This window comes from Haloarchaeobius pelagicus (genome assembly GCF_051207375.1).
GTDB lineage: Archaea > Halobacteriota > Halobacteria > Halobacteriales > Natrialbaceae > Haloarchaeobius.
Window position 1 is genome coordinate 358,785 of the sequence record NZ_JBPJZD010000002.1, and the last position, 26,835, is coordinate 385,619.

Annotated in this window: 26 protein-coding genes; 7 read left to right on the forward strand and 19 right to left on the reverse strand. The window is 66.1% G+C overall.

Annotated elements, in window-relative coordinates; all coding sequences use genetic code 11:
* Nucleotides 1-27: 27 nt before the first annotated feature.
* Together ACSC1S_RS14360 and ACSC1S_RS14365 are read left to right on the forward strand one after the other, a co-directional pair.
* A complete protein-coding gene (locus ACSC1S_RS14360) occupies nucleotides 28-858 on the forward strand; it encodes a CPBP family intramembrane glutamic endopeptidase (protein WP_435364911.1) in 831 nt (276 codons plus the stop codon).
* A gap of 66 nt (nucleotides 859-924) precedes the next feature.
* Nucleotides 925-1,062, forward strand: a complete 138-nt coding sequence (locus ACSC1S_RS14365) for a CopG family transcriptional regulator (RefSeq protein WP_435364912.1) — start codon at nucleotides 925-927, stop codon at nucleotides 1,060-1,062.
* Between the two features lie 12 nt (nucleotides 1,063-1,074).
* Here ACSC1S_RS14365 and ACSC1S_RS14370 read toward each other — a convergent pair whose 3' ends face one another.
* Nucleotides 1,075-1,536, reverse strand: coding sequence for an NOB1 family endonuclease (locus tag ACSC1S_RS14370; RefSeq protein WP_435319526.1), 462 nt, complete (start codon nucleotides 1,534-1,536; stop codon nucleotides 1,075-1,077).
* Nucleotides 1,537-1,782: a PRC-barrel domain-containing protein gene (locus ACSC1S_RS14375; RefSeq protein WP_435319527.1), complete on the reverse strand. Its 246-nt coding sequence runs from the start codon at nucleotides 1,780-1,782 to the stop codon at nucleotides 1,537-1,539. It abuts the gene before it with no gap.
* Nucleotides 1,783-1,968: 186 nt separating this feature from the next.
* Between ACSC1S_RS14375 and infB the strand changes: the two genes are divergently transcribed.
* Nucleotides 1,969-3,780: a translation initiation factor IF-2 gene (gene infB / locus ACSC1S_RS14380; RefSeq protein ID WP_435364913.1), complete on the forward strand. Its 1,812-nt coding sequence runs from the start codon at nucleotides 1,969-1,971 to the stop codon at nucleotides 3,778-3,780.
* Between the two features lie 293 nt (nucleotides 3,781-4,073).
* On the opposite strand, the gene ACSC1S_RS14385 is transcribed toward infB, so the two are convergent.
* The 9 genes from ACSC1S_RS14385 to ACSC1S_RS14425 form a co-directional block, all read right to left on the reverse strand.
* The gene (locus tag ACSC1S_RS14385) at nucleotides 4,074-6,413 is read right to left on the reverse strand and encodes a CPBP family intramembrane glutamic endopeptidase (protein WP_435364914.1); all 2,340 of its coding nucleotides are present in this window, start codon (nucleotides 6,411-6,413) and stop codon (nucleotides 4,074-4,076) included.
* Between the two features lie 43 nt (nucleotides 6,414-6,456).
* A complete protein-coding gene (locus tag ACSC1S_RS14390; RefSeq protein WP_435319530.1) occupies nucleotides 6,457-7,218 on the reverse strand; it encodes an ABC transporter ATP-binding protein in 762 nt (253 codons plus the stop codon).
* Nucleotides 7,219-7,356: 138 nt separating this feature from the next.
* On the reverse strand, nucleotides 7,357-7,752 hold the full coding sequence (locus tag ACSC1S_RS14395; protein WP_435364915.1) for a DUF5811 family protein: 396 nt from the start codon (nucleotides 7,750-7,752) through the stop codon (nucleotides 7,357-7,359).
* A 64-nt stretch (nucleotides 7,753-7,816) separates the two neighbouring features.
* Nucleotides 7,817-8,290 (reverse strand): pyruvoyl-dependent arginine decarboxylase, encoded by a 474-nt coding sequence (locus ACSC1S_RS14400; RefSeq protein ID WP_435364916.1) that lies wholly within the window; start codon nucleotides 8,288-8,290, stop codon nucleotides 7,817-7,819.
* A 75-nt stretch (nucleotides 8,291-8,365) separates the two neighbouring features.
* Entirely contained in the window at nucleotides 8,366-9,607 is a 1,242-nt protein-coding gene (pan2, locus tag ACSC1S_RS14405; RefSeq protein ID WP_435364917.1) for a proteasome-activating nucleotidase Pan2, read from the reverse strand.
* A gap of 1,248 nt (nucleotides 9,608-10,855) precedes the next feature.
* Entirely contained in the window at nucleotides 10,856-11,503 is a 648-nt protein-coding gene (locus tag ACSC1S_RS14410) for a hypothetical protein (protein WP_435364918.1), read from the reverse strand.
* A gap of 704 nt (nucleotides 11,504-12,207) precedes the next feature.
* On the reverse strand, nucleotides 12,208-13,365 hold the full coding sequence (locus ACSC1S_RS14415) for a hypothetical protein (protein WP_435364919.1): 1,158 nt from the start codon (nucleotides 13,363-13,365) through the stop codon (nucleotides 12,208-12,210).
* Nucleotides 13,366-13,508: 143 nt separating this feature from the next.
* Nucleotides 13,509-15,302, reverse strand: coding sequence for an oligoendopeptidase F (gene pepF, locus ACSC1S_RS14420; protein WP_435364920.1), 1,794 nt, complete (start codon nucleotides 15,300-15,302; stop codon nucleotides 13,509-13,511).
* Nucleotides 15,303-15,585: 283 nt separating this feature from the next.
* Entirely contained in the window at nucleotides 15,586-15,771 is a 186-nt protein-coding gene (locus ACSC1S_RS14425; RefSeq protein ID WP_435319536.1) for an FmdB family zinc ribbon protein, read from the reverse strand.
* A 233-nt stretch (nucleotides 15,772-16,004) separates the two neighbouring features.
* Here ACSC1S_RS14425 and ACSC1S_RS14430 point away from each other — a divergent pair, with 233 nt between their 5' ends.
* Together ACSC1S_RS14430 and ACSC1S_RS14435 are read left to right on the forward strand one after the other, a co-directional pair.
* Nucleotides 16,005-17,309 carry a M28 family peptidase gene (locus tag ACSC1S_RS14430; protein WP_435364921.1) on the forward strand — a complete coding sequence of 435 codons (1,305 nt, stop codon included), beginning with the start codon at nucleotides 16,005-16,007 and terminating at the stop codon, nucleotides 17,307-17,309.
* A gap of 252 nt (nucleotides 17,310-17,561) precedes the next feature.
* On the forward strand, nucleotides 17,562-18,659 hold the full coding sequence (locus tag ACSC1S_RS14435) for a spondin domain-containing protein (protein WP_435364922.1): 1,098 nt from the start codon (nucleotides 17,562-17,564) through the stop codon (nucleotides 18,657-18,659).
* A gap of 168 nt (nucleotides 18,660-18,827) precedes the next feature.
* Here the strand turns inward: ACSC1S_RS14435 and truA are convergent, their stop codons facing one another.
* The 3 genes from truA to ACSC1S_RS14450 all read right to left on the reverse strand — a co-directional run bounded on the left by truA (nucleotide 18,828) and on the right by ACSC1S_RS14450 (nucleotide 20,666).
* On the reverse strand, nucleotides 18,828-19,655 hold the full coding sequence (gene truA / locus ACSC1S_RS14440; RefSeq protein ID WP_435364923.1) for a tRNA pseudouridine(38-40) synthase TruA: 828 nt from the start codon (nucleotides 19,653-19,655) through the stop codon (nucleotides 18,828-18,830).
* Between the two features lie 65 nt (nucleotides 19,656-19,720).
* The gene (locus ACSC1S_RS14445; RefSeq protein ID WP_435364924.1) at nucleotides 19,721-20,227 is read right to left on the reverse strand and encodes a DUF7965 family protein; all 507 of its coding nucleotides are present in this window, start codon (nucleotides 20,225-20,227) and stop codon (nucleotides 19,721-19,723) included.
* The gene (locus ACSC1S_RS14450) at nucleotides 20,220-20,666 is read right to left on the reverse strand and encodes a hypothetical protein (protein ID WP_435364925.1); all 447 of its coding nucleotides are present in this window, start codon (nucleotides 20,664-20,666) and stop codon (nucleotides 20,220-20,222) included. Before ACSC1S_RS14450 ends, ACSC1S_RS14445 begins: the two co-directional genes overlap by 8 nt.
* A gap of 93 nt (nucleotides 20,667-20,759) precedes the next feature.
* Between ACSC1S_RS14450 and ACSC1S_RS14455 the strand changes: the two genes are divergently transcribed.
* The gene (locus tag ACSC1S_RS14455; protein WP_435364926.1) at nucleotides 20,760-21,182 is read left to right on the forward strand and encodes a hypothetical protein; all 423 of its coding nucleotides are present in this window, start codon (nucleotides 20,760-20,762) and stop codon (nucleotides 21,180-21,182) included.
* A gap of 281 nt (nucleotides 21,183-21,463) precedes the next feature.
* Here the strand turns inward: ACSC1S_RS14455 and hisS are convergent, their stop codons facing one another.
* Nucleotides 21,464-22,780: a histidine--tRNA ligase gene (gene hisS / locus ACSC1S_RS14460; protein ID WP_435364927.1), complete on the reverse strand. Its 1,317-nt coding sequence runs from the start codon at nucleotides 22,778-22,780 to the stop codon at nucleotides 21,464-21,466.
* A 103-nt stretch (nucleotides 22,781-22,883) separates the two neighbouring features.
* Between hisS and ACSC1S_RS14465 the strand changes: the two genes are divergently transcribed.
* On the forward strand, nucleotides 22,884-23,933 hold the full coding sequence (locus tag ACSC1S_RS14465; protein WP_435364928.1) for a sensor histidine kinase: 1,050 nt from the start codon (nucleotides 22,884-22,886) through the stop codon (nucleotides 23,931-23,933).
* 324 nt (nucleotides 23,934-24,257) lie between these two features.
* On the opposite strand, the gene ACSC1S_RS14470 is transcribed toward ACSC1S_RS14465, so the two are convergent.
* From ACSC1S_RS14470 to ACSC1S_RS14485, 4 genes are all read right to left on the reverse strand, one after another.
* Nucleotides 24,258-24,848 carry a DUF7411 family protein gene (locus ACSC1S_RS14470; protein ID WP_435364929.1) on the reverse strand — a complete coding sequence of 197 codons (591 nt, stop codon included), beginning with the start codon at nucleotides 24,846-24,848 and terminating at the stop codon, nucleotides 24,258-24,260.
* Nucleotides 24,848-25,204, reverse strand: coding sequence for a DNA-binding protein (locus tag ACSC1S_RS14475; RefSeq protein ID WP_435364930.1), 357 nt, complete (start codon nucleotides 25,202-25,204; stop codon nucleotides 24,848-24,850). The genes ACSC1S_RS14470 and ACSC1S_RS14475 overlap by 1 nt, the downstream gene beginning before the upstream one ends.
* A 90-nt stretch (nucleotides 25,205-25,294) precedes the next feature.
* Nucleotides 25,295-25,750, reverse strand: a complete 456-nt coding sequence (locus tag ACSC1S_RS14480) for a 30S ribosomal protein S19e (protein ID WP_435364931.1) — start codon at nucleotides 25,748-25,750, stop codon at nucleotides 25,295-25,297.
* A 40-nt stretch (nucleotides 25,751-25,790) separates the two neighbouring features.
* Entirely contained in the window at nucleotides 25,791-26,822 is a 1,032-nt protein-coding gene (locus tag ACSC1S_RS14485) for a lysylphosphatidylglycerol synthase transmembrane domain-containing protein (protein ID WP_435364932.1), read from the reverse strand.
* Nucleotides 26,823-26,835 lie beyond the last annotated feature (13 nt).

Consider the following 26,835-nt stretch of genomic DNA (forward strand, 5'->3'; position numbering starts at 1 on the left):
TATAGTTCTCCGTTCGCTACCTCCGGTATGGACGATTCGCTCGTCGACCACACCGGTTCGCCCTCGCCCTCCCCGCCATCGAAGGTGACGGCGGCCATGACCGCGAAGACCGTGTTGCGGTTCGCGCTGCTCGGGTTCGCCTCCCTCCCGGTCCTCGTCGTATACCAGCTGGTCCTCTACATGGGAGCAGTCCTGGTCTTCGGCCAGTTCGAGCCGACCGGGCCGAAGGGGCAGATAATCTCGGTCCTCAGCCTCGGCCTGGGGACGCTCACGCTCGCCATCGCCTACCTGAAGTACTCCGACCGGGACTGGTCGTTCGTCGACCTGCGGGTCCCGACGCTCCGTGACGTGGGCTGGGCCGTCGGTGGGTTCGTCATCCTGCTCCTGGGATTCATCGCCATCACCTCCCTCCTCAACGTCCTGGGACTCTCGACCGCCCAGCACAGCACCGCCCAGCAGGCACAGCAGGGTGACCCCGCGCTGTTGCTCCCGCTCATCCCCCTCTCGCTGCTCATCATCGGCCCGGGCGAGGAGCTGCTCTACCGCAACGTCATCCAGAAGTCGCTGTACACGCACTTCAGCAAGGTCGGTGCGGTCGCGGTCGCCAGCGCCATCTTCGCGCTGGTCCACATCCCGGCCTACGCGACCGGCAGTGGTCCCGCCGCATTGGCGTCCTCGCTCGCGGTCATCTTCGTGCTCGCGCTCGTGCTCGGCGGCGTGTACGCCCGGACCGAGAACGTCCTCGTGCCGGCGTTCATCCACGGCGCGTACAACGCGCTGGCGTTCGCCAGCAGCTACGTCGACCTGACGAACAACGCCGTCGAGAGCGCGTACGTCACCCTGTTCACGCTCGTGTGACGATTCAGACCGTCTTACGGCTGTCTGACGAACCTTTTTCGATATCCCCGTTGTAGCTTGCCTCGTATGACGAAGCGGTACTCCATCGTCTGCGGTGAGGACATGAGCGAGCGGGTCGACGCGCTCGCACAGGAGTTCGACCTCACCGAACAGGCGGTGCTCCGGCAACTCATCGAACGCGGCCTCGAACAGGTCGAAAACTAGGGGTTAGGGGTACTAGTTCGAGGGGTTCTTCCGCGAGAGCGCGCTCCCGCAGATCGGGCAGCGGTCCTTGTTCTCGTCGAACTCGCGACCACAGCCCGCACACTGGAACCGCCAGTCGCGGCGCTCGTCGATGCCGTCGCGAGCGATGACCTCGACGCCGACGTTGAGTTTCTCGGCGACGTTCTGCATGGCGTAGTCGTCGGTGACGAGCGTCCCGTCGAGTTCGAACGACGCGGCGACCAGCCGGATGTCGGTATCCGAGAGCACGTCGAGGTCGCCCGTCTCTCTGGCGGCCCGTCGGACGCGCTCGGTCGTCTCGGTGTCGGGGATGTGGACGTGCATCCCGGCCCCCTCCATGGCGTCGTACCGGTAGACGCTCTCGCCTTCGAGCTCGTCCCGGACCATGGGGATGGTGGCGGTGTCGTTGGACGTGTGGTACTCGTTGATGAACGCGGAAGAGTCGAGAACGTACATTTACCGCTGGACGACGATGTAATCCTTCACTGCCTGCACGTTGTCCACCGGGACCCGGAAGCGCCCGTTCTCGTCACGGTTGTAGTCGATCGCGCGAGTAGGCGTCTCGTCACCGGGTTCGACGACGAGGTCGTCGAGTCGGCCGCTCTTCAGGTCCATCGTGATGTTGTACAGCATCCCAAGTTCCGTCCCGTCAGAGCCCATGACGGACTTCCCCGAGAGGTTCTCCGCGAGTATGTCGGACATACCACTGTCTTCCCAACGGGTGCTAATAAACGCCACGGGGAACACCGCGGAGCGACGCCGGTGTGCCGGCCCCGGTCGACCATGGAGCCGAAACGTGTCGACGCCTCACAGGGCCTGACGACCGTGACGATGGAATTAAATGCCGTCCTGAGTACTCTCAGATAAGAACCTTCTAGGGTGTTCGCCATGTCTGATACAGATTCCTCCGAAACCGACACAGCATCCAACACGCTGAGGACACCCATCGTGGCCGTCCTCGGCCACGTGGACCACGGCAAGACCAGCCTCCTCGACAAGATCCGCGGCTCCGCCGTCATCGAGGGTGAAGCGGGGGCCATCACCCAGCACATCGGCGCGACCGCGGTCCCGCTCGAGGTCGTCTCCAAGATGGCCGGGTCGCTCGTCGACCCGGACGACTTCGACCTCCCCGGGCTCCTGTTCATCGACACGCCCGGCCACCACTCGTTCAGTACGCTTCGCTCCCGTGGTGGCGCGCTGGCCGACATCGCCGTCCTCGTCGTGGACGTGAACGACGGCTTCCAGCCCCAGACGCTGGAGGCCATCGACATCCTGCAGAACACCCAGACCCCCTTCATCGTCGCCGCGAACAAGGTCGACACCGTCCCCGGCTGGAACGCCAACGAGGACGCCCCCATCCAGCAGACCTACGAGGCCCAGTCCGACCGCGTCCGGAACGACCTCGACCAGCGGCTCTACTCCATCATCGGCGAACTCTCCGACAACGGCTTCTCCGCGGACATGTACTGGCGCGTGCAGAACTTCCAGAAGAACGTCGGGGTCGTCCCCGTCTCCGCGATGACCGGCGAGGGCATCCCGGACCTCCTCGCCGTCATGATGGGCCTCTCCCAGCGCTACATGAAGGAGGCCATGGCCATCGACGTGACCGGCCCCGGTGTCGGAACCGTCCTCGAAGTCAAGGAGGAACGCGGCTTCGGGACCACCATCGACCTCGTCCTCTACGACGGCATCATCCGCGAGGACGACACCATCGTCGTCGGCAGCAAGAACGAACCCATCGTCACCGAGGTGCGCGCCCTCCTGCAGCCGCGCCCGCTCGCCGAGATCCGGACCGAGTCCCGCTTCGAGCGTGTCGACGAGGTGAAAGCGGCCTCCGGTATCAAGGTCGCCGCACCCGACCTCGACAAGGCGATGTCCGGCGCGCCGGTCCGCGTCGTCGGCGACCGTGACCTCGACGAGGTCGTCGCCGAAGTGGAGGCCGAACTCGCCGAGTTCGCCGTCTCCACCGAAGAGGATGGCGTCGTCGTCAAGGCCGACACCCTCGGCTCGCTCGAAGCCATGGCGAACGCCCTCGAGGAGGCCGAGATTCCCATCGTCCGCGCCGAGGTCGGCGACATCGCCCCGCGGGACGTGAGCGTCGCCTCGACGGCCGACGACGACCTCCACCGGACCATCCTCGGCTTCAACGTCGACGTGCTGAAAGACGCCGAGAACCGCGCCGACATCGACAACGTGCGCATCTACACGGACGACGTCATCTACCAGCTCATCGAGGAGTACGAGGAGTTCGTCGAGAGCACGAAGCAGGAACAGCAGGACACCGTCCTGAAGAACATCGCCCGGCCGTGCCGGTTCCAGATCCTCCCCGACCACACCTTCCGCCAGAACAACCCCGCCGTCGTCGGCGTCGAGGTTCTCTCGGGGACCCTCCGCAAGAACCAGAACGTCGTGAAGTTCGAGGGGAACGACCCGAAACGCGTCGGCTCCGTCAAGGGCATCCAGGAACAGGGTGAGGACGTCGACGAGGCCCGCGCCGGCAACCGCGTCTCGGTCGCCATCGACGGTCCCACGGTGGGTCGCCAGATCGAGGAGAACGACGAGCTGTGGATCGAACTCCCCGAGAAGCACGCGAAGATTCTGGAGCAGGAACTCAAAGAGGAGATCCCGATGGACGAGCGCGAAGCGCTCTCGTTCTACCTCGAAAAACGCCGCAAGGTCGACCCGTTCTGGGGCAAGTAAGCCCGACGGGCCGACTCGATTTCCGTTCGTCTCATCCCCATCAGTGGGTACGCGACCCCGACAGGTCGACGTGAGTCAGTGCTGTCTCTCCCCCGTTCTGGCTTCCCCCCGGAAGCGATTGCGAGGTTGCGAACAATCGGGCGGTCGGCGTGCTCCCCCAAGCAATCGTCGCCGCCCCTACCGCAACCTATCCGCACCTTCCAACCGGAACCACATCGTCTACCGGCTTTCCCAGTACGGCCCTTTATATAAATACCCTCAACGTTCTGGAGAATCGACCAGTTCCACGGTGCTCACAACAACAGCAGCGCCACCGCCAGCGCGTTGCTCACGCCGTGACAGAGCATCGGGACCGCGAGGTTGTGGGTGCGGGCGTACACCGTCCCCCAGACGATGGAGATGGCGAACAGCTGGGCGAGCGCCATCCCGACCGCGGCGGGGGTCCCGGAGTACATCGGCAGGTGCGCGATGGCGAACACGGCCGAGCCGACCATCACCGCGCCCGCAGTCGTAAAGGAGCGGTCGAGGTTGCGCTGGATGACGCCGCGGAACATCAGCTCCTCGATGGGGCCGTTGACGAGCAACACGAGCGGGAGGACCGAGAGCAAGAGCCCGGCCCCGCCCAGCGCCGCGTAGGAGACGAGCGTGTGCTCGGCCACGGGGAGGTCGAAGTACCACGCCATGGCGACGACGCCCATCTCGACCGCACCGGTGGCGGCGACACCGGCGATGACGTGCGTGACGTCGGAGTCAGAGAGCCAGTACACGTCCATCCCGCGGATGCCGTCCCCGAACCCCTCGAGGATGAGCACGACGACGAGCAGGTAGCCGAAGTAGCCCGCGACGAACAGCAACACGAGGTCGGTGACGCCGTCGCCCGGGAGGACGACGAGCGCGGCCAGCCCGACCGCCGAGGAGACGAGCGTCCCGATGACCGCGACGCCGACGGCGAGGTGGACCGCGAGGCGGCGCGACCAGCGCACGCGGCCGGGGTCACGGCCGAAAGCCTCGAACGATTCGAGGGCGTAGCGGTAGGAGCCGTCGGTGACGAGGACGAGCAGCCCGAACAGGAAGCCGACGACGAGCAGCAGGTCGAACTCGGCGAGCACCAGCGCCGGTCCGGCTGCGACGAGCACGGTCGTGGCGACGAGGTGGTAGACGATGGCGGTCACCGAGGGCGCGACGCTCTCGACCCGGGCGAACAGCCTGACCGGGGTGTACCGCGGCGCGAGCGTCCCCACACCGAGGGCGAACGCCGCGCTGGCGAGCGTCAGCGCGACCCAGTACCCGCCGACCGCCAGGGCGTCGAGGGGTGCCAGTGGCCCGAGCGCGAGCAGGGTCGTCCCGACGAGCACCAGCGGGACACCGACGAGGACTCCGAGTAACATCCGGGCCCGCAACAGGACGGCCGCGGGCATCGTCGCCAGCAGGAGCTGGGCGAGCATCTCCTCTTCCTCTCCGAGTGGGTTCAGCCCGAACAGCGCGCCGGCGAGCCAGACGCCGAGCAGGACGAACGACGTGCCGACCAGCGTCAACGCGAGCGAGGGATACACCACGACGGGCACCAGCAGCGTCCCGAGCGCGAACAGGTAGTAGAAGACGTAGCCGTGGCGGTGCGGGGACCGAACGGCGCGCCACCAGAGCCGGGTCGCGACGCGGCGAGTGGGCGAGGGCGACCGGACCGACTGCGAGCCGATGTGGGTCCGGCCGTCGCTCGACAGCGGTGCGTCACCGTACCAGAAACTCGGCGAGAACACGGAGATGACGGTCAGACTACCCGGGATGGTCAACACGACGGCGACGGCCGCGACGAGGGTCGCGGTCGTCAGCGTTTCGACCGCGGGCGTGCCGACGAACAGCAGGTCGGCGTACCACGAGAGCCGCGAGAGCGGGTCACCCGCGGGCAGGGTCGCCACCGGAATCGAGACCTGCGCGAGCACCCCACCGGCTCCGGTCCCGGTGGTCGCCGTCGGTGCCGGGCCGTGGACCGCGATGCTGCCTGCGAAGGCGACCAGCCCACCCGCCATAACTGCCGCGGTCACACCCCCGAGCGCGCCCAGGACCGACCGGACCGACGTGGGCAGGGGGACCCGTCGAAGGCCGAGCCGGACCAGCAGCCCGAGTGCGTACCCGAACAGGATGGCCGCGACGAACAGGGTGGCGACGGCGAGCGTCCCGGCGACGGCGAGTATCGGCGAGCCAGCACCGATCGCCACCGCCAGCACGAGAATCGTGGCCGGCGTCAGGAAGACCACGGTCCACTCGAACAGGTCGGCGAGCAACAGGCCGCGAACGAGGGTCCGCACCGGGACCGCGGTCAGCATCATCTCTCGGGCATCCAACGACAGCACCCGCCGCCCGGCCTGGATGGCCCCAAGGACGACGACGAACACGACGACGCCCGGCAGGTAGTACCGGGCCGCGCTGACCGTGGTCGGGTCACCGGCCGCGAGCGACCGGCCGACCGCCATGGCCGCCTGCACGAACACCACGAACACCGGCGCGAGCAGGACGAGCGCGAGCACCAGCAACGCCTCGTGGTGGCGACTCCCGATGTAGCGCCGGCCGTTGCGCTGGACTTCGGCGCTCGCGATGCGCCAGGCGACGTTCGCCCGCGGCCAGCGCGCGCTCATCCCGCAGCCTCCGCCCGGCCGCCAGCGCCGCCCCCGGCCTGGCTCATACCGACACCTCCGACTGGTCGGCCGTCAGGTCGAGGAACACCCGCTCCAGCGAGCGCTCACCGTCGGCGACGCGCTGGGTCAACTCCGCGGGCGTGCCCTCGGCGACCAGCTTCCCGAGGTGGAGTACCCCGACCACGTCCGCCAGCTCCTCGACGACGGAGAGGGCGTGCGAGGAGAGGAACACCGTCGTCCCGCCGTCGGCGAGCCCGTCGATGAGGTCGAGCACCTCCCGGGCCGCCCGCGGGTCCAGCCCGCTCGTCGGCTCGTCGAGGAACAGCACGGCCGGCTCGTGCAACATCGCCTGGACCAGCCCGACCTTCTGGCGGGTCCCTCGCGAGTAGGACTCGATGCGCTCGTCGGCCACGTCCGCCAGTCCGACCTGGTCGAGCAGCGTGTCGATGCGGGTCGCCGCCGCCTCGGGCTCCAGCTGGCGCAGGTCCGCCACGAACCCCAGTTGCTCACGTGCCGTGAACTCGTCGTACAGCGGCGGCTCGTCGGGCAGATAGCCCACGTGGGGCTTGACGCCCTCCCGGTCTGCGATGGAGACCCCGACGATGGCCGCCGTCCCCGCCGTGGGCGGCACCAGCGTCGTCAGCATCCCCATCGTCGTCGTCTTCCCCGCCCCGTTCGGCCCGAGGAACCCGTAGACGGTCCCCCGTGGTACGGCGAGGTCGAGCCCCTCGACGGCGACGACCGGCCCGTACACTTTCCGCAGTCCGGACGCCGTTATCGCCAGTTGCTCCTCGCCCCGTCTCATACACAGAGAATGGTCTCCCGGGGAAATAGTCCATATGCTCCTACAGGTTGCTACGCGGGAGTTAGGATACCGAGAACGCGACCTTACCCCGAAGTGAATCGGTGCGCCGAGAGGTCGGTGGGAGCCGGGTGACCCGGCCTATCGCGCCGTAGGGGTGACGGAGTCCTGGATCGCCTGCTTGACCTGCAGGGCCGCCGAGGCGGCCAGCCCGCGGGCGACCTCCGCTTGCTCGTCCGGGTCGATGAGGTACTCGCCCTCGACGTCGTCGATATCCGGCGTGAACCCGGCACTGACGGGGTGGCCCGCCGGCGGCCGAACGGCCACCGTCGCCTGCGGCCCGCTGATGCCCTGTGTCACGTCGCCGTTGACGACGTACTCGCTCGGGAGGAACTCCCGGGTGCGTGCCGCGATGGCCGTCACGTCGCGGCGCAGGGCCCGCGTCTGGTCGGGGGAGAGTTCCGGCACGTCCGCGTCTGCGCGTTTCCCGGCCTGCGTACTGCCCGGGAGTCCGGCATACGGATTGTTTCCGTTCATAAAAACTCGCTACCGTCCGTAGTGGTAGAACGGATAAAAAGGGTTCGGCTACTGCAATCCCGACTCAGAGCAGCGGGTCGCTGCCGCCGTACACCGCCAGCACGACCGCCGTCGTGTAGGTTCCGGGCTCGACCGCGGCGCTCTCGACCCTGACGTGTGGCTCCTCGAACTCCCAGTCGCGAAGCGCCTGCCCGGCCGCCAGCCCGCGCCGGACGCGCTCGTCCACGTCCGCCTCGTCGGTGTCACCGGATGCCTCGTAGAACAGGCCACCCTCGGGCGACTGCGCCCAGCCAAGCCCCGCGCTGACGTGCCCCGGTTCCGTGGTCGTCGCCCGGGCCTGCACGACCGTCAGTCGCTCCCCGACCGGGCCGAGGTCGGGTGCGGTGCCGACGACTTCGACCTCGGCATCCTGTGGAATCACGGAGGAAACGGCGACGAGGTTGTAGTTCTCCACGCCGGCCTCGGCGAGCGCCGCGTCGTAGGACGACATCTCGGTCGGGCCGGTCGCCTGGCCCCAGACGATGCGAATCGGCTCCATACCGGGTGAGAATCGGTGCGTCGAAAAGGGGGTTGCGATTGCGCGGTCGGTGTGTCCCGGCCCCGGCAGTCCCGGTCAGTAGTGGTACGTCGCGTGCCCGGCCGACGGGACGTAGTCGCTGCCGTCGTCGCGTTCGATCTTGTCGAGCGCCTCGGTGAAGTCCATCTCGCGGACCTCGGTGCGGCCCTCGCGGATGGCGAACATCCCGGCCTCGGTGCAGACGCTCTCGATCTCGGCACCGGAGTAGCCGCCGGTGCGGTCGGCGAGCGCCCCGAAGTCGACGTCGTCGGAGACGTTCATGTTCCGGGTGTGGATCTTGAAGATCTGCTCGCGGCCCTCGCCGTTCGGCTCGGGCACCTCGATGAGACGGTCGAACCGGCCCGGGCGCAGGATGGCGCGGTCGAGCATGTCGTAGCGGTTCGTCGCCGCGATGATGCGGATGTTCCCGCGGGCCTCGAAGCCGTCCATCTCGGAGAGCAGCTGCATCATCGTCCGCTGGACCTCGGCGTCGCCGGAGGTCTTGGACTCCGTGCGCTTGCTCGCGATGGCGTCGATCTCGTCGATGAAGATGATTGCCGGTTCGCGCTCGGTCGCGAGCTCGAACAGGTCACGGACCAGCCGGGAGCCCTCGCCGATGAACTTGCGGACGAGCTCGGAGCCCGCCATCTTGATGAACGTCGCGTCGGTCTCGTTGGCGACCGCCTTCGCCAGCATCGTCTTCCCGGTGCCCGGCGGCCCGTAGAGCAGGACGCCCGACGGCGGGTCGATGCCGACCGCCTCGAACTTCTCGGGGTCGATGAGCGGCTCCTCGACGGCCTCGCGCACCTCGCGCACCTGCTCGTCGATGCCGCCGATGTCCTCGTAGGTCACATCGGGGCTGGCGTCGACCTCCATCGCCTGCGCCCGCGCGTCGGTCTCGTTGGCGAGGATGGTCTGGATGGAGAACGAATCGTTCACCGCCACGCGGTCGCCGGCCTGCAGTTCCTCGGCCATGCGACGCGAGACGTCCGTGAGGACCTCCTGATTGTTACCGTGCTGTTTCACCACCGCTTCCTGGTCCTCCTCTTCGAGCTCTTCGACGGTCGCGATATACAGCGAGGACGTCTTCAGCGCCTCGTTCTCGCGTTCCGTCTGGTCGACCTCCTCTTTGAGGTCTTCACGACGGCCGTGGGCCGATTCGAGCTGGGAGGAGAGCTGCTCGTGCACCTGCGAGACGTCGGCGAGGTGCTTCTTGAGAGCCATCAGACGCTCGTCGTCCGACATCTCCGGGTCGAGGTCGAGCCGGGGGCGGTCGGGCAACGAAGGACTCCGGGACATGAGTTATCGGTCGTATGCGTGGCGCATAAAATAGCCTTTGGGTTGGGGAGAGTGTGCTGTCCAAAAGGTTGATTTCCGTCGGTCTGCTGGGGGTGTGGGTCGACGGTCGTTGGGTCCGGTAACCGGGCAAGAAGGCGGGGGACATCCCCCTCGAACCACGACCATCCGGGTGGCGCGCGCGGTCGAGCGTGCTGAACGCCAGTGAAGCCGCGAGTCGGAAGCGTGCGAGGGACGACCGGAGTGGAATGAAATGGAACGAAGGGAGTCGGCTGGGGAGGGTGTGGTACGGAGCGGTGCTGTGCGGTGGCGGTCCCACTTCCACCGGCGTGAGCACGCCGCTTGTCGCCACCAGTCCCAGCAATCGAATCGGACGAGATTGAAACCGCGACACGCGAAAACCAAGCTCTGTCGAAGCCCTCAGCAATGGATACAATCGGTATGCAAGAGACAGAGGATGAAGCCAGCAACCGACTCTCGTTTGTTTCGGCGTCTGTTCGCTGATTGCGCCGACAGACCGAGGGTGCGAGTGAATCGCTGATGATTCTGCCCATATCAGGCAGTCTTCTCAGTACCGTACTGAATACCCCGATAACTGATAAACGGGTTATATCCGGCGGGGGGACCAATACGAAGACAGATGCTGGATTAGTGAATCTCCTATTGACTTGCTCCAAGTGCTGTCGGATTCGCTCGGGGGAAGGTTCCTTCAAGGGACGGCTCAATCACGACTGCCGTCTAGCATTCCTTTCCGACAGTGAGAAACATGACAGTATCTAATCCCGAGGTTGACGGCCCGAAGACAGTAGAAGAACTCCAATCAGCGCTCAATCGAACGGTTCGGCAAGCGTATCAGAACGGCGTTGACGTCGAAGGTGGTTTCGACTGCGTGGACAGGTCCAGTGAGGAACCGGATTGGACTATCGAGATTTCGGAGATAATGGTTTAGTAGCCATCTGAGTCGGGCAATACGGCTACCTCAATCAGTGGAGAGACTCAGTTGACAGACTCAGAATGCGAGTGAACCGCCGATGTTCCTGACAGTCTCGTTTGGTCCTCTCAGTACCGTGCTGAATAGAGGGCGCGAGTCGGTCACCGAACCTGCCTCACTCAATCGTTGCGTGCAGGTGAGACACTTGGCGTTCGGAGCTGTCTGCAGACCGTCCGCTTGGTACCCCGAACCCAGTAGCAGAAGCGGACAAACGTGTGTGGTGGTGTTTACTCGTCGGGGGCGTGTGGGCGACTTCGACTCTACTCGTTCTCTCCCTGCATTACGAGTTGTGCCGTCGCGAGATCCCGCTCTGAGGCCCCGAAGAATCCCTTCGTGAATCCTCCACCGAACATCGCGTCGACGAGAGTGTCGCCTGTCCCGGGGGCTTCCTCACGGTCCACGACGGTGGCGAAGCGGAGGGTGCTCGAGTTCCCCGTTGAGGGGTCGAACGTCAGATCCCACCGGTTCCGCTTCGTTGAGCGGTCGGTACTCAAGTAGAGATTCGAGTCGGCGTCGTCATCGGCAGCCGGAACAACATCACCAGAGTGGGAGACGAGCGAACCGGAGCGCCAGCTGTGTTCGACCGTCAATGAGGCAGTTTCCCACTCGGTCCCCGCCTCGTAGTTCGACCCTGGAATAAGATGGCACTTGGTGACGAGGGCGTAGCGACCGGTCGATTCGAGGTCAAGAACCGACGCGAACTGTCGAACGGTCCCGTACGTTTCGCTTCCCGCCGTCGTCGTATCGGTGGCCACGACGGGATTGTTCCGTTCACCCGTCGAAGCTACCGGTTCCTGTGCGTAGGTGGCCGGTGGAAGGGAGGGCTCGTCGGCGACCCTGGCTGTGGCCCCGAGCACGCCGACGGCCCCGGCGCTGATGGCCAGTCCGAGGATGGTTCGGCGCTGCATCGTTCAGAGGAAACTCCTCCGCGATAGAATACCTGTTGATACTATGCAAGGGCGAACCCCCCGTATCGAATAGGCCGGGAGAGAGGACGTGCTCGGCGCGCAATCGTGCAGTATCCGATCTGAGTCGAATGTAACGCAGTTGGTGTGCTGAACTCACCCTCTGTATGCAGTACGCAGGTTCTGGCAGCAGCTGGGAATGTTCTTGCGGCGCTGCTGAATGCAGGGCGCGAGTCGGCCAACTCCTAATCTACGTAGCGTCTACAGAGCCATCGCCATTTCCAGGGCCGGCTCCCCATAGCAGCCGCCATACAAGGTACACAATGACCCCAAGAAGGACAATTAAGATCGAGAGTAGAGTCTGTCGGAATACAACGACTCCGAGGAGTAAGACCACAAGTACGTACGCACAGGTGAGGCCAAGGGCAACCTTTCGAGTAGTTTCGATGGAGGGCACCGTATCAGTCTTGTGCTACAAAGAAGGCACTAATATATCTTCAGAAACATGTTGGCTCCGTTACTGAACTCACCCTCTGTATTCAGCACGGTACATCTGACAGGGTTGATTCAGAACACTGGGCGAAGCGACAGACAGAGAACGCTGAATCAATCATTCCCCAACTGGCCAGTGGTGGGTACTCGATTCGTGCGCTGTCTCTTGCACCGATAGCACAACCGCTTGTCGAACTGGTAAAACGCCCGGTGGCTCACAGACCCAGCCCGGTGCTGTACTCCAGCGTTCCGAAGCCGGTCCCCAGTGACTCGCTGTCGATCGGCGTCCCACCGACGCGTCCGGCAAGGCCGGTCATCCGGAACATGAACTCGTTGTAACTCCAGTGCGACGCGAGCCGACCACCGAGTCTCGGCCGGTCGAGCCAGTTCCGCGCATGGCCATAGGTCCGGGCGACGAACCGCACGTAATCGCCCGCTTCGTTCTCGACGCGCACGTCGAAGTCAGGGTGCTCGCCGCTGCCCAGCAGTGGCTCGACAGAAATCCTGTCGAACTCGACGTGCCCCTCCTTCGAGCCCCAGTTCCAGAACCCGTTCTGTCGAAGGGGGATGGTCAGGCGTTCGAGTCTGTCCGAGGAGAAGAACTTGTAGCCCCGTCGGAACAGGTGTGGCCCGATGAACGGGATCAACACGGAGAACGAGGTCCCGTCCGGGAAGATGGCCCAGACCCACTTCCAGGGCATCAGCGGCATGTCGAAACACACGCGCTGGAAGTAACACGAGCCGGACAGCGTCTCGGGGCCGTCGGGGAGGTCGAACTCCCCTTCGAACTCCATCTGCCGCCAGGCCACGACCTCGGCACCACCCAACGGTGTGTCGATATCCATCGAGTGGTGTGGTGCGGTCATCTTCGAGTCGAGGTCGCCCCATGCCTCGAACTCCGCCTCGGCGTCGTCACCGACGACGTGGGCTCGCAGCCCGAGACGGTCAGAGAGCGCTGTAATCTCGCTTCCGCGTCTGGTGCCGTCCTCGCGGTCTGCCCAGGCGTCGAGACGCTGGTCATCGCGAGAGAGCACCGCTTCGGCTGGTTGCCTGACGACGTGGTCGTGGACGACGTCCTCGTCGCCGGCCCAGCCAACCGTCGTCGCGTTGAATCTGTCCACGCCGTCGGCGACGGGGCGGTCAGCATCCATTCCCTGTGGCGGGAGGTCGTTCACGCGGGACTGGTCACCCACACAGGCCGCGACCGAGAACATGAGCTGTCTCGGACCGTACCCCTCCTCGCCTTCCGGGAACAGGATGAAGAACCACCAGGACGAGGAGGTCGCGTTCTGTCGCTCGGGGTTCTGCCACCATATCTTCTCGAAGACACGCCGGTGCTCGGCGAGGGTCCTGTCTGCGAACGCATCGGTCATTGGCGTACCTCCCACTGGGGCGCTAAAATAAGCCCTGCATCCGATGCTGGGATTGTATCGAGTATTCGGGCGTCTCGATGCAACGGTCGAAACGCGCGAACGAACCGCAAGCCCAGAGAAACCGCGACAAGAAGCGAACCCGCTTAGATCAGCTCGGCCATCTCGTCGAGGTACTCGCCGTACACGTCGAGGGCGGCCTGCACGGGTTCTTTCGTGCCCATGTCGACGCCGGCACCCTGCAGCAGTTCGAGCGGGTACTCCCGCGAGCCCTTCGAGAGGAAGTTCAGGTAGTCGTCTGCGGCCGCCTCGTCGTCGGGGTCGAGGATCTTCTGGCTGAGCGCGACGGCGGCCGAGATACCAGTTGCATACTGGTACACGTAGAACGAATAATAGAAGTGGGGAATCCGCATCCACTCCCGTTCGATGTGCTCGTCGACGTTCGCGGGCTCGTAGAACTCGCGCTTGAGGTCGCCGTACACCTGGTCGACCGCGTCGGGGGTGAGCGCCTCGCCCTCCTCGACGAGCTTGTGGGTCTGGTGCTCGAAGTCCGCGAACATGGTCTGGCGGTACAGCGTCGACCGGAAGCGCTCGAGGTACTCGTTGAGGACGTGGCGGCGGAACGTCTCGTCCTCGACGGTGTCCAGCAGGTGCTGGGTGAGCAGCGCCTCGTTGACCGTACTGGCCACCTCGGCCACGAAGATCTCGTAGCCGGAGTAGACGTAGGGCTGTTCCTGCTTGGTGTACTGGCTGTGCATGGAGTGGCCCAGTTCGTGGGCCAGCGTGAACATGCTCGAGATGTCGTCCTGCCAGTTCATCAGGATGAACGGCTGGGTGTCGTAGGTGCCGCCGGAGTACGCGCCGGACTGCTTGCCCTTGTTCTCGTAGACGTCGACCCAGCGGGAGTCGAGGCCCTCCTGAACTCGTTCCTGGTACTCCTCGCCGAGTGCGCCGAGGGCTTCGACGGTCCACTCACACGCCTGCTCGTAGGAGACGTCGGGGCTCTCGGTCTCGGTCATCGGCATGTAGAGGTCCCACATCTCGACCTCGTCCACGCCGAGGGCCTCGCCCTTGAGTTCGGTGTGACGGTGGAGCTTGTCGAGGTTCTCGCGGACCGATTCGAGGAGGTTGTCGTACACCTCGACCGGGACGTTGGGGCCGTCGAGAGCGGCCTCGCGGGCGGTGTCGTAGTAGCGGGCCTGTGCGGTCTTCACGTCGGCCTTCACCGCGTTCTTGTACGCCGCGGCGACCGTGTTTCGCACGTCCGCCCAGTCCTCGTAGAAGGACTCGTGGACGGTCTGGCGGAACTCGCGGTCCTGGTTCTTGAGCAGGGTGGTGAAGTTGTTCTGGGTGATCTGGACCGAACTCCCGTCGGGTTTCTCGACGGTGGGAAACTCCATGTCGGCGTTCGCGAGCATGTTGTAGACCTCGCTCGTGCCGCCGGTGACCTCGCTGAGGTCTGCGAGCAGCTCCTCGACCTCGGCCGAGCGCGTGTGTGCTTTCATCCGGAGCACGTCGTCGAGGTAGTGGTCGTACGTTTCGAGCCCCTCGGTCGACTCGACCATCGCCGTAATCTCCTTGCGGGTGGCGGACTGGATCTCGGGGTCGATGAACGAGGCGGCGCTGGAGGCGTCGGCGGAGAGCGACTGCGCCCGGGCGGTGAACGCCTGGTACTGCTGGTTCGTGGTGTCCTCGTCCTTGCGCATGCGGGCGTAGGAGTACACCATGGACACCTCGCGCATAATCTCGTCGCGGAGCTGGAGGACCGAATAGAGCGTCTCGCCGTCGTCGGTGACCTGCCCCTCGTACTGCTCGAGGTCGTCGAGTCGTGACTGCACCGTTTCGAACGCCTCCTCCCACTCCTCGTCTGTCGCGTAGATAGACTCGAGGTCCCACGTGTACTCGGTGTCTATCTCGGACCGTTCGGGGACTGAACTCATGGCACTGGCTTCGAATCGAAACGAGGTAAGCCTTGCCAACCAGGCGTCCACTGCGGGTCGGCGAGAACGAGAGATGTCGCAGGGGTCAGGCGATAGGTGAGGCGGGCCGGGTCCGGGAGCGCCGACGTGGCATGATGCCAGGTCGACCGCGTGAGACCCGCTCGCGACGGTGTCGGGTGGGAGCGGTCCGGGCTCGAATGGTTCGCTGTGGGGTGAGGGGGTGCCTCTGGGTGCCAGTGGGGTGGGTGTTCGGGAGTTCGACGCGCGGTGGGATGACGCTCGGTCAGGAGCTCTCGAACCAGGACCGGATTCCACATTCCGGGCAGCTGAGGGTGTCGACGGTGGGTTCGTCGGACTCGAAGCTGGTCCCGCAGACCCGACAGTCGTAGTGGTAGTGGCGCTCCTCGGACTCGGACTCGAACGCGGTCTTCAGGGACTGGAGTACTGTCATCATGCCACGTTTCTCCATGGGCGCTCGGGGAGTATGAACCCCTGAATCCGTTCGTGAAGTTCATGCTCTCTCACTGGATTGTCCGCCCCTGTTGCACTCTGTTTCATCGGATTGAACGCCCGGTAGCAACTATCTACGGGGAGAATCTCTGTCCCGACAGTTCCATACTATCCCCCGACAGTTTCGGTTTTCCCAGTCGGTTCATGGGTCTCACACCCAAGGTTTTCCCCCCGCCCCACCCACCACCAGGTATGACCGATATCGATGCGGTGCTCGGGCGGGTCTGGCGCGACGAGACCCCCTGGCAGTTCCTGACCGCACTCTGTGAGCTCGAGGACCGACTCGCGGGACATCGGGGGGAGGCCCGGGCCGCCGCCCTCGTCGTGGACGCGTTCGCGGACGCTGGCGTCGCGACTCTCACGCACGAGACCTCACCGATCACCCGCTGGTCGCGAGGCCACACCGAGTTCGCGGTCACCGACCCGGTCGAACGGACCTTCGAGGCGGTCGCGCTCCCGTACTCGCCCGCGGGCGAGACGAACGCCCGACTGGTCGACGTTGGCCACGGAACACCGGACGAGATAGCCGCGGCAGACCTCGACGGCGCGGTCGCGCTCGCGAGCACCACGACCCCCAGCGACCAGCGGTTCGTCCACCGCATGGAGAAGTACGGGCACGCAGCAGAGGCGGGTGCCGAGGCGTTCGTCTTCGCGAACCACAAGCCCGGCCAGTTGCCGCCGACCGGCTCGCTCCGGTTCGACGAGGAGGGTGCCATCCCGGGCGTCGGCGTCTCCTACGAGACGGGCGAGTGGCTCAGGGAGTACGCCGAGCGCGACGGCTTGGTCCGGCTGTCGGTCGACGCGAGCACGGACGCGGGCGAAACCCACGTCGTCCACGGGACCCTGGGCCCTGACACCGACGAGGAGATTCTGGTACTGGCGCACTTCGACGCCCACGACGTGGGGGAGGGCGCGCTCGACAACGGCTGTGGCATCGCCGTCGTCGTCGCGCTGGCCCGGGCACTCGCCGCCGTCGACCTCGACTGTCGCGTGCGTGTCGCCGGGGTCGGCGGCGAGGAGGTCGGCCTGCTCGGGAGCGAGGCGCTGGCGGAGCGCCTCGACACCGACCGCATCACGGCCGTCGTCAACGTGGACGGGGCGGGCCGCCACCGCGACCTCGTGGCCTACACCCACGCACACCCGGAACTGGAGACGGTTGCCCGGGACCTCGCCAGCGAGACCGACCACCCGGTCCACGTACGGCCCGACCCACATCCATGGAGCGACCACTGGCCGTTCTTGCGCGCTGGTGTGCCATCTCTGCAACTCCACTCCGAGAGTGGCGAGCGTGGCCGCGGCATGACGCACACGCGAGCCGACACGAGAGACAAGGTAGATTCCCGAACGTTACGGGAACACGCCATGCTCACCTGCTTACTTGTACGTTCCCTGGCGTGTAGAAACTTCAGTCGTCTGGGTGCTGAATCGCTCCGCGATGCGCTCCGAGAGCAGTCGTTCAAACCGGGGATGCGGGCCGCCGGTATCTGGCCCGAGTAAGGTGATTTCTGGTTGGTTACGTTACTGAGTTGCAGACACTAACCTACCGACCCCTCATGCACTTTCTACGAATCTCCTCAAGGTTTTTATCGATTACATAGTTGACTACTTACAATAACCACACAGGTCTGTTGAGTTATCCTTACTATCTAACCCAGCCGTAGTTACTGATGCGAAACGACAACTTGCCCATGTGCAGGGGGGATGCACGGTAATGCGTTGTCACTACACGACAGCGCGACACAACATATAATGAGCAAACACAACAACGCTGTAAACAGACGTACTGTTCTGACGACACTCGGTATCGGGGGGGCCGCACTGGTCGGTGGTGTCGGGACCGCCTCCGCGCGCGGACGCTACGGTCGCCGCGGCTTCTACGGTCCGACCGCGGACCCCTGCGGGACCTGTGCACCAGAACCCGTGTGTGAGCCGCTGTGCGAGCCCGAGCCCGTCTGTGAACCCACGGTGAAGTACATCGTGGACATCTGTAACCTGACCTGTGGCCAGGCGTGGACGCCGCCCGCGCTGGCGGTCCACAGCCGCTTCGCCAAGCTGTTCCAGGTCGGGAGCGAGGCGTGCCCCGAGCTCGCCGCGCTCGCGAAGAACGCTGACCTCGGCCCGATGATCAACACGCTGGGTGTCAGCGCCGAGGACGGCACCGACATCTTCGCCTTCAACATCGGTGACGACGTGGTCATGTCGACCACCGACCCGCTCAACACCGGGATATCGAACAGGACGACCATCGAGATCGAAGCGCCGATGCGCTACTCGGTGCTCTCGATGGCCGCGATGATGCTCGCGACCAACGACGGGTTCGCCGGCGTCGACTCCATCCGCATGCCCCGTGGGCCGGGTGAGGTCGTCACCGCACCCATCTTCGCGTACGACGCGGGTGTGGAATGCAACAGTGAGAAGGCCGCCGACCTCGTGCAGGAAGCGTTCCTGTTCACCGACGTCGTCTCCAGCGGCACCCAGGCGACCTCGGAGCAGGACCTCACCTGCAACGCCGAGGGCTTCGTCCACCACCACCAGGGCATCCTGGGCGTGTGCGACCTCGACTGCGTCAAGCACGGCTGGGACGGCCCCGTCGGGACCATCACCATCACGATGGAGGCACCCGACCCGTGCGCCGACATCGACCCGTGTGCAGACCCCTGCGCCGACGTCGATCCCTGCGCGGTCGACCCGTGCGCTGACGTCGACCCGTGTGCAGTCGACCCGTGTGCTGACGTCGACCCGTGTGCAGTCGACCCCTGCGCCGACGTCGACCCATGCGCGACTAACACCTGCCCCAGTGGCCTGAAGAAGAAGCAAACCCGCACCATGCGGCGTGGCTACTACTGAGCCACCGAGGTAACGACCGAACCGGACTCGGGCGGGCCGTCACCCGCGCGAGCCACCGACGGGCGAGGTAGCCCATCCATCCAGTCTGCCATTCGGGACACTCGACTGCTGTCCGGGTGACCCACCTCCGGGAGACCGGCCCGTCGCGTTCGCTGTCGTCTCCGTACATCATTCATCGTTTTCCGTTTTCTCCACCGCTGTTTCCACACACCCGGCAGCCCTGGCTCTGGTCGCCGCGTCGGCTCGCTTCGTCTCGAACACGTCCTGGACACTCTCGACCCCGCGAGCGTCGCGCTCGAATCGCACGTCTGGATACGTGGCATCGACCAGCACGAGCCCCATCGGCGACGCCGGCGGGACACCCTCGTGGCCGGGGAGTGGCTCCGGATCGAGGACCCGGTCGACCTTCGAGAGCGGCGCTGCCCCCGTCGTGACCGCCCGGACGAGCGACCCCAGTCGACGAACGAGTTCCCAGAGGAAGCCGTCGGCACGAACCGAGAACACGAGGAACTCGCCGTCGCACTCGACCGTGGCGGTCTCCAGCGTCCGCACCGTGTCGTCTTTCGAGGTGGCGGTCAGGTTCGCGAAGTCGTGCGTTCCCTCGAGTTTCGCCATCGCCGCGCTCGCCAGTTCGGGGTCGGCGCCCGGGGCGTACAGGTGGTACTCGTACGCCCGGCTCGTCGCGTCGTAGGTCGCGTGGAAGTCCTCGGGCACGTCGGCACTCGCCCAGGCGCGGACGTGCGCCGGAAGCTGCCCGTTGAACGCTCGCGGCGTCAGCCAGTCGGGACACTCGAAGGCGACCGTCTGGGCGACCGCCGAGACGCCCGCATCGGTCCGGCCCGCCGCCGCGTAGCCCTGGGGAACCTCGTCGGGCGCATCGAGGAGACCCAGTCCAGCCAGCGCCTCGAACAGCGTGGACTCGACCGTCGACACGTCGGGCTGGCGCTGGAAACCGTGGTAAGGGCGGCCGTCGTAGGCGATGCGGAACGCGCGCATTGGCGGAAGTTCGCCGGGCACAGGTTTGTAGCTGGCGCGTTTCGCCGCCGAGTCCGTGGGTCACCCTACTCGGCGGCCGCGGGCGCACCCGTCGGCACCAGCCACCGCGAGAGTGCGAGCAGTGCCACGTCGAGGAGCGAGAAGGCGAGGCCGACCACCGCCCCGATGGCGAGGGCGAACGCACCGCCGATGCCAGCGAACAGCAGGAGAACGAGCACCTCGCCGAGGAACGCGAACGCGAGCGTGAGCAACACCCCGAGGAAGAACAGGATGCCGGTGACGGCACCCCACTTCGCACCCGCGGCGACGACGGCGCGTGCCGAGGACCGGTCGGGACCGAACAGCTCGACCGCCCCGAGTACCCGGGTCGTCGTCCACAGCGTCACCGCCCAGAGGTACAGGAACGCCGCGAACCCGACGACCGTGTTCAGGCCGCCCAGCAGGTCGCCGACCGCGCCGGAGAGGTGCAGGCCAGTGACCCCGGCAGCGGTCAGGGTCGCGGTGTGATACGTCCCGAGACACCACGCCAGCAGCGTCGGCTGTTCTCCGGCGAGAAAGCCCGAGTCAGCCATGTGCCAGCACCTCCGCCAGCGAGAGCAACAGCACGAGCACGCCCGCGGTCAGCCCGTAGGCACGCGTGAGAGTAGCGTCCGACCCGGAGAGCCCGAACCGGCGGACCCGGACGACGGCCAGTGACCGGGCCATCGAGAACAGGACGAACCCGAGGAGCACGCCCAGTTTCAGCGCGAGGACCGCCCCCCAGCGCGTTTCGGTCGTGGGGACGGCCGGAGCCAGCGCCCCGAGGTTCCCGACGCCGGTCATCACGACCACGCCGAGGGCCCCCCAGAACAGCCACTCGTAGCTCGCGGCCGCGGGGAGGCGGTGGTCTGGCCCGACCAGACCGCGTCGGAACTGCAACCATACGACGACGGCACCACCGACCAGCACCGTCACCGCCAGCAGGTGCAGCAGGCGGACGAGGAGGGCGGTCGTCTGATGCGAGAGGACCATGTGCGAAATTGGCGGTGACGTGACAAAGAGATTACCACGACCCGGAGCACACGACCCGGTACGCTTAGACGCCCGGCCCACGACAGACGGGGTATGGACACGCTTTCGGGGGACGAGGTCGCCGAACTCATCGGCCCGAACCTCGCGGCCGCACTCGGCATCACGGACCAGGAGTTCACGGACGCCCAGATAACCGCACTGACCGAAACCTTACAGGAGAGCACGGCCCTCGCGGAATCCGTCGGGGAGGGCGACACCGACAGCCTCGCCGAACTGTTCTCCGCCGGGTTCATCGCCGCACATACCGAGTTCGACGACTTCGAGGCCCTTCAGGCAGCGAGCCCGTGGGGCGACGACATCGGCGCGGCGTTCAGTGCCCGAAAGCCGGGCGAGGCCGACAGCCCCGCGACCCAGACAAGTTCGTTCCTCTCGCGCACCACCGAGTTCACGACACCCGGCGCGATGGTCCGGGCGGCGGTCATCGACCGGACGAAGCGCGAAGTGGACGCGCTGTAACCGCGGTTTCTGTTCTGGTTGCCAGTTCTCTGTGAGAGGCTGCGTTTTCTGAATCGACTGCTCCCAGTCCCGATTCGACGACTCGCGCTGGTGGCCATGACCGCCCCGCACAGCACCGCACCACGGCCTCCCCAGCCGACTCCCTCCGTGCCACTCCGCTTCGCTCCGTTCTACACCGGTCGCCCCTCGCGCGAAACACGCGACACCGCTCACTGTCGTTCGAGGGTCGCTGTCTCGCGCGCCACGGCTGCTGATCGGGAAAAGCCGAAGAATCGAGTCGCTTACTCGAAGTCTTCGAGCGTCGGGTGCGCGCGGTCGCCGGGGAAGTCGTCGACGGGGGCGGTGGTCTGGTCGCCCGATTGCATGTCCTTGACGGTGACCTCGTCGTTCTCCAGGTCCTGTTCGCCGACGATGACGACGGTCTCGGCGTTGATGGAGTCGGCGTAGTTCATCTGGGCACCGAACGACCGGCCGGCGACGTCCGATTCGACGATGTTGCCCGATTCGCGCAGTTCCCGGGCGATGCGCGAGGCGACGGGGCGGGTGTCGCCGACCTGCAGGACGTAGTAGTCGGTCTGGATGGCCTCCTCGGGCCAGACGCCGGCGCGCTGGAGCAGCAGGGGAAGGGTGGAGTTGACGACGCCGGGGGCGACCCCGACGGCGGGCGTCGGCTGGCCGCCGAAGTCCTCGATGAGGTCGTCGTAGCGGCCGCCGCCGAAGACGGCGCGGGAGACCTCGCCGGTGGAGTCGAAGCACTCGAAGACGACGCCGGTGTAGTAGTCGAACCCGCGGGCAGTCGTCAGGGAGACCTCACAGTACTCGCGCACGCCGAAGTCCTCGGTCGCGGCGAGGACGTTCTGGAGGTTCGCGACGGCGTCGTGGACCTGCTCGCTGTCGGCCCACTCGGTCAGGGCGTCGAGGTCCTCGTCACCGGCGAGCAGCAGGTCGTCGAACTCGCGGGCCTGGTCGTAGCTCAGGCCGGCCTCGTACAGCAGGTCGAGGTACTCGTTCTCCTCGACCTTCGCGCGCTTGTCGACGGCGCGGATGGCGTTGCGAACGTCGACCGCCTCGTCGGTCTCGAACTCCCGGAGCAGCCCACCGAGGATGTCGCGGTGGGAGACCCGCAGCTCGAAGTCGTCGGCGTCGAGGCCGAAGTTGGTGAGCATGTCCGCGCCGTAGGCCAGAATCTCGGCGTCGGCTTCGGGTTCCGAGGAACCGAAGATGTCGACGTTGGTCTGGTAGAACTCGCGGAAGCGCCCCTGCTGGACCTGCTCGTAGCGCCAGAACGGGCGCGTCGAGAACCACTTGATGGGCTTGGAGAGCTCCTGTTGCTTGGCGACGACCATCCGGGCGACCGTCGGCGTCAGCTCCGGGGTGAGCGAGACCTCGCGGCCGCCCTTGTCCTCGAAGGCGTACAGTTCCTCGACGATGTCCTCGCCCGACTTGTCCACGTACATCTGGGTTCTCTCCATCGCCGGGGTGGCGATCTCGCGGAACCCGTAGCGGCGGGCCGTGTCCTCGACGGTGTCGATGACCGCCCGGTAGGCGGCCATCTCCGCCGGGTAGATATCACGGAAGCCCTTGAGTCCGTCGTACATACGCCGCGGTTGGGTCACAGCGCGCTTGAAACCTTTCATCCGGCCCCGGGAGTTTGCAGCCGCCCCCGGGAGTTATGGTCCAGCGACCGGTATCGCTGTCAAGATGAGCGGGCGTCCGCGCGACGAGGAGCGACCGTGGGTCGAGGAGCTGGCGACCAGCCTGCCGGTCTCGCCGCTCTCCGCCCTCGGGACGCTGCTCGCCGCCGTCATCCTGGTCCGGGCGGTCGTCGACCCCGACCCCCTCATCCGGGACGCCATCGAGGGGACGCTCCCGTTCGCCGCGAGCGTGGCTGTCGTCGTCATCGACCGGCAACTCATCCGCGACGGCGTGGACTCGCGCGACCGGCTCACCGTCTTCGCCTACGGCCTGTTCGGCTTCCTCGTGGCCGCGATGGTCACCTCGCTGCATCTCCTCATCCTGCTCACCGACGGCGTCTCGGTACCCGAACCGCTGTATCTCACGCTTACGTCGGGGACCGTCGGGGTCGGGGCAGGCGCGGTGGCAGGCACCGGCGAGGTCCGCGAGCGCATCGCGGCCCGCGAGGCCGAGCGCCAGCGCGCCCGCCTCGAGGAGTTCGCGAGCGTCGTCAGCCACGACCTGCGGAACCCACTCAGCGTGGCCCAGGCGCAACTCGAAGAGACATTCCGCAGTGGGGACCCGGCCCACCTCAAGGAGGTCAAGCACTCCCTGGACCGCATGGACGACCTCATCCAGGAGTCGCTCGAACTCGCCCGACAGGGCCGGGTGGTCGGCGACCGCGAATCGGTCGCCCTCGATGCCGCCGCGACCGCCGCCTGGGAGAGCGTCCAGACCGGCGATGCGACCCTTCGGGTCGACTACGGCGGCACCCTCGACGCCGACCGGTCGCGACTCGTGGAACTACTGGAGAACCTCTATCGCAACGCTGTCGAACACGGCCGCGAGGACGTGACGGTCACCGTCGAACAGACGGCAGAGGGCTTCGCCGTCGCCGACGACGGCCCCGGCATCCCCGAGGAGGAGCGCGAGCAAGTGTTCGAGCGCGGCCACACCGGCGACGACGGCTCCGGCCTCGGGCTGGCAATCGTTGCGTCCATCGCCGACGCCCACGACTGGTCGGTCCACGTCGAGGAGAGCCGCGAGGGCGGTGCCCGGTTCGTCTTCGAGACCTGACCAGTGCGGTTCCGCAACGGCCGACCCACGACGCTCTTTCCGCCGGCCGAGAAATTCGAGTATCTGGACACGTCATGGAAACTCGTGACCCAGAGCCCGGATAAACCAGAAGAAACACACAAGTGGTTTTTGCGTTTTTCCACTCGAAACAGAGGGGTTCGACGGGTGATGCGGATTTCTTCCCACCAGCGCGGCCAGCGAGGCTCGATATGATATTCTCCGAACACCTACCGGGACCTATTGCCCACACAATATCGAGTGAACGACACGCCACCCGACACACCCGTGGCTCGAACTCGCTGACTCACGGTCGAAAACCGCGGGTCACCGCGTGCCGGTGACGAACGTCTGGTCGTGCGCGGGGAACACGTCCTCGATGGCGGCGGGTCCGTGCTCGTCGGCCAGCAGCGCGCGGAGTTCCGCCTCGTAGTCGGCCCGGCGGATCTCCTCGCTCGGGCCGATGGTCACGTCGAGTTCGGCCTCGACGAGACGGTCGACCGCCCCACGACCGAAGCCCGACAGCGGGGCGATGTAGTCCACCTCGTGTCTGTCCTCCAGGCTCTGTGCCTGTGCTCGCGAGACCGTGGGCACGCGGTCGTCGCGGCGGGTCCCGTCGGCGATGGCGTCGAACTCCATCTCCGCGAGCTGTTCGAGCGCGTGCTCGTGGACGTCCTGGATGGCGTTCCGGGGGAACCCGTCGACGAGCATCCGGTCGACCGCGTCGTCGGCGACCTCGCGGTCGAGGTCGAGTCGCTCGTGGGGGAACCCGACCGCCTCGGCAGCGTCGCGGGCGTGTTCCCAGTCGTCGGTGATGCCGAAGCTCCCGGTGACCAGTGTCACGTCGTAGAACTCGGCGCACAGTAGCGCCGCCAGCGTCGAATCCTTGCCGCCGCTGTAGAGCAGGCCCAACCGCATCAGCGACGGATGTTGAAGCTCTTCGAGTCGGGCTTGAGTTCGCGCAGCAGGTCCTTCATCTTCTCCTCGTCGATCTTGCCCTGGACGCGCCCGGAGCGTGCCAGTGCGATGATCTGCTGTTCGACCTGCTCGCCGAACTGCGGCTTGGACATCTTCACCGAGTTCAGGCGCTGCCGGGCACCGTCGGTGAGGTACTGGCGAAGCAGCGCCTGCTTCTGGGCCTCGGCCTGCTCCTGCATGGCCTCCTGGGATTCAGCGTCGGCCTGACCCTGTCCCTGCTGTTGCTGCTCGCGGAGTTTCTCCATCTTCTCCTGTCGAAGCCGTTCGATCTCGTCGTCGTTGGGGCTGCCGCTCATACTCCTCTGTTGTGGATTGTGCAGGAAAATCGTTTCGACTGCGGGAGAGTGCTGTCGCTGGTGGGTGCGTGAAACGTTGAGAATCGACGCTTACGCGTACCGTTCGAGTTCGGGGCGGTCGAGGTCGGCCATGACCTGGTCCGCGGTGTTGTCGAGGAGGCTGCGGCCCTCGTCGGTAACGCTGCGGCCGGCACCCTTCTGCGTCTGGACGAGACCCTCGTCTTCGAGCTGCTGGAGCGCGGTGCGGATGACCTTCTTCGAGCCGGACGAGCGCTTCGAGGTGGCGACACGGTAGCGGTTGGAACCGCCCGTGGCACCGCCGTACTCGGTGGCGAGACGCTCGACACCGACCGGGCCGGTGTCAGCGACCTTGCGGAGGAGGGAAGCGGCACGGATCGCCCAGAAGTTCTCCTGCTCCGGCGGGAGCTCCTTGCTCACACCGGTCTTCGTGAACTGGATCCAGTCGGGCTGTTCGAGTCGACCTTCGAGGTCCTCGGCGAGCGCCTCGATGAGGGCGTCCGCCGGCACGTCGTACATCGTTGTCATTGCAAGCCAGTTCCCTCGCGCGGGTTAAAAGACCATCGTCTTATTCCTGCTCCGACGCCCCGAGTGCGGCCATCGCGCCGCCCCCGACGAACACCGGAAACCAGTAGGTTGCGAGCCGGTGCAGCAGGATTCCAGCGCTGACCGACGCCGCCTCCAGGCCCGTCACCGTCGGCAACACCATCAGCAGGACCGTCTCGATACCGCCGAGTCCGCCCGGCAGCGGGGTGATGCTGGCCACGGTCCCCAGTGGCACCGCGAGCATGGCCGCCACGAACAGTTCCGGCCCACGGAACCCGAGCGCGTACAGCGACAGCCAGAGGCACACCACGAGCATGAGCCAGCCGAGGGCCGAGTACGAGAGGGTCGCAAGTAGCGAGAAGCGGTCGCTCGCGACGCGCTCGATGGTGCTGAAGAAGCCCTCGATGCGACGCCGGATGTCGGCCGGTCCCGGCGGATCGACCCGTGGAATCACCCGCCCGACCCGGCAGACGAGCGGCGAGACGACCATGACGACGGCCTCCTCTACCCGGTACCGGTTTCGCCAGCCGAGGGTCGCCGCCACCGCGAGCAGGGCCGTCAACACGACGACCACGACCGCCGCGTCCGCGAGCCGGTCGGTCAGGGTCACCGTCGCCGCGTAGTAGCCGAGCGCGATCAGGGCGAACCCGACCGACGGGACGAAGTTGATGGCGTCGACGCTCGCGATAGCGGCCAGCCCGGTCTCGTACTCGCTGTCGGCCCGCCGGGAGATGAGGAGCGCGCTGAACGGTTCGCCGCCAGCCTGGCCGAACGGCGTCACGTTGTTCGCGAAGGTCGCGGCCGAATAGACCAGGAAGGCGTCCCAGACCGAGAACTCGATGCCGAGGATACGCAGGACGGTTCGGAGGGCGAGTCCCCAGGCGAGCAACCAGACGAGTGCGGCGAGGAGGACGAACGCGAACACCGTCGGGTCGGCCATCGAGAGCTGTGCGACGACAGCCTCGAACCCGACGAACCACAGGAGCACGGCCAGCACGACGATGGCACCGACGAAGCCGGCAACCATGGGGCGAACGTCCCAATCTCCTGCCATGCGGGTCCCGTTG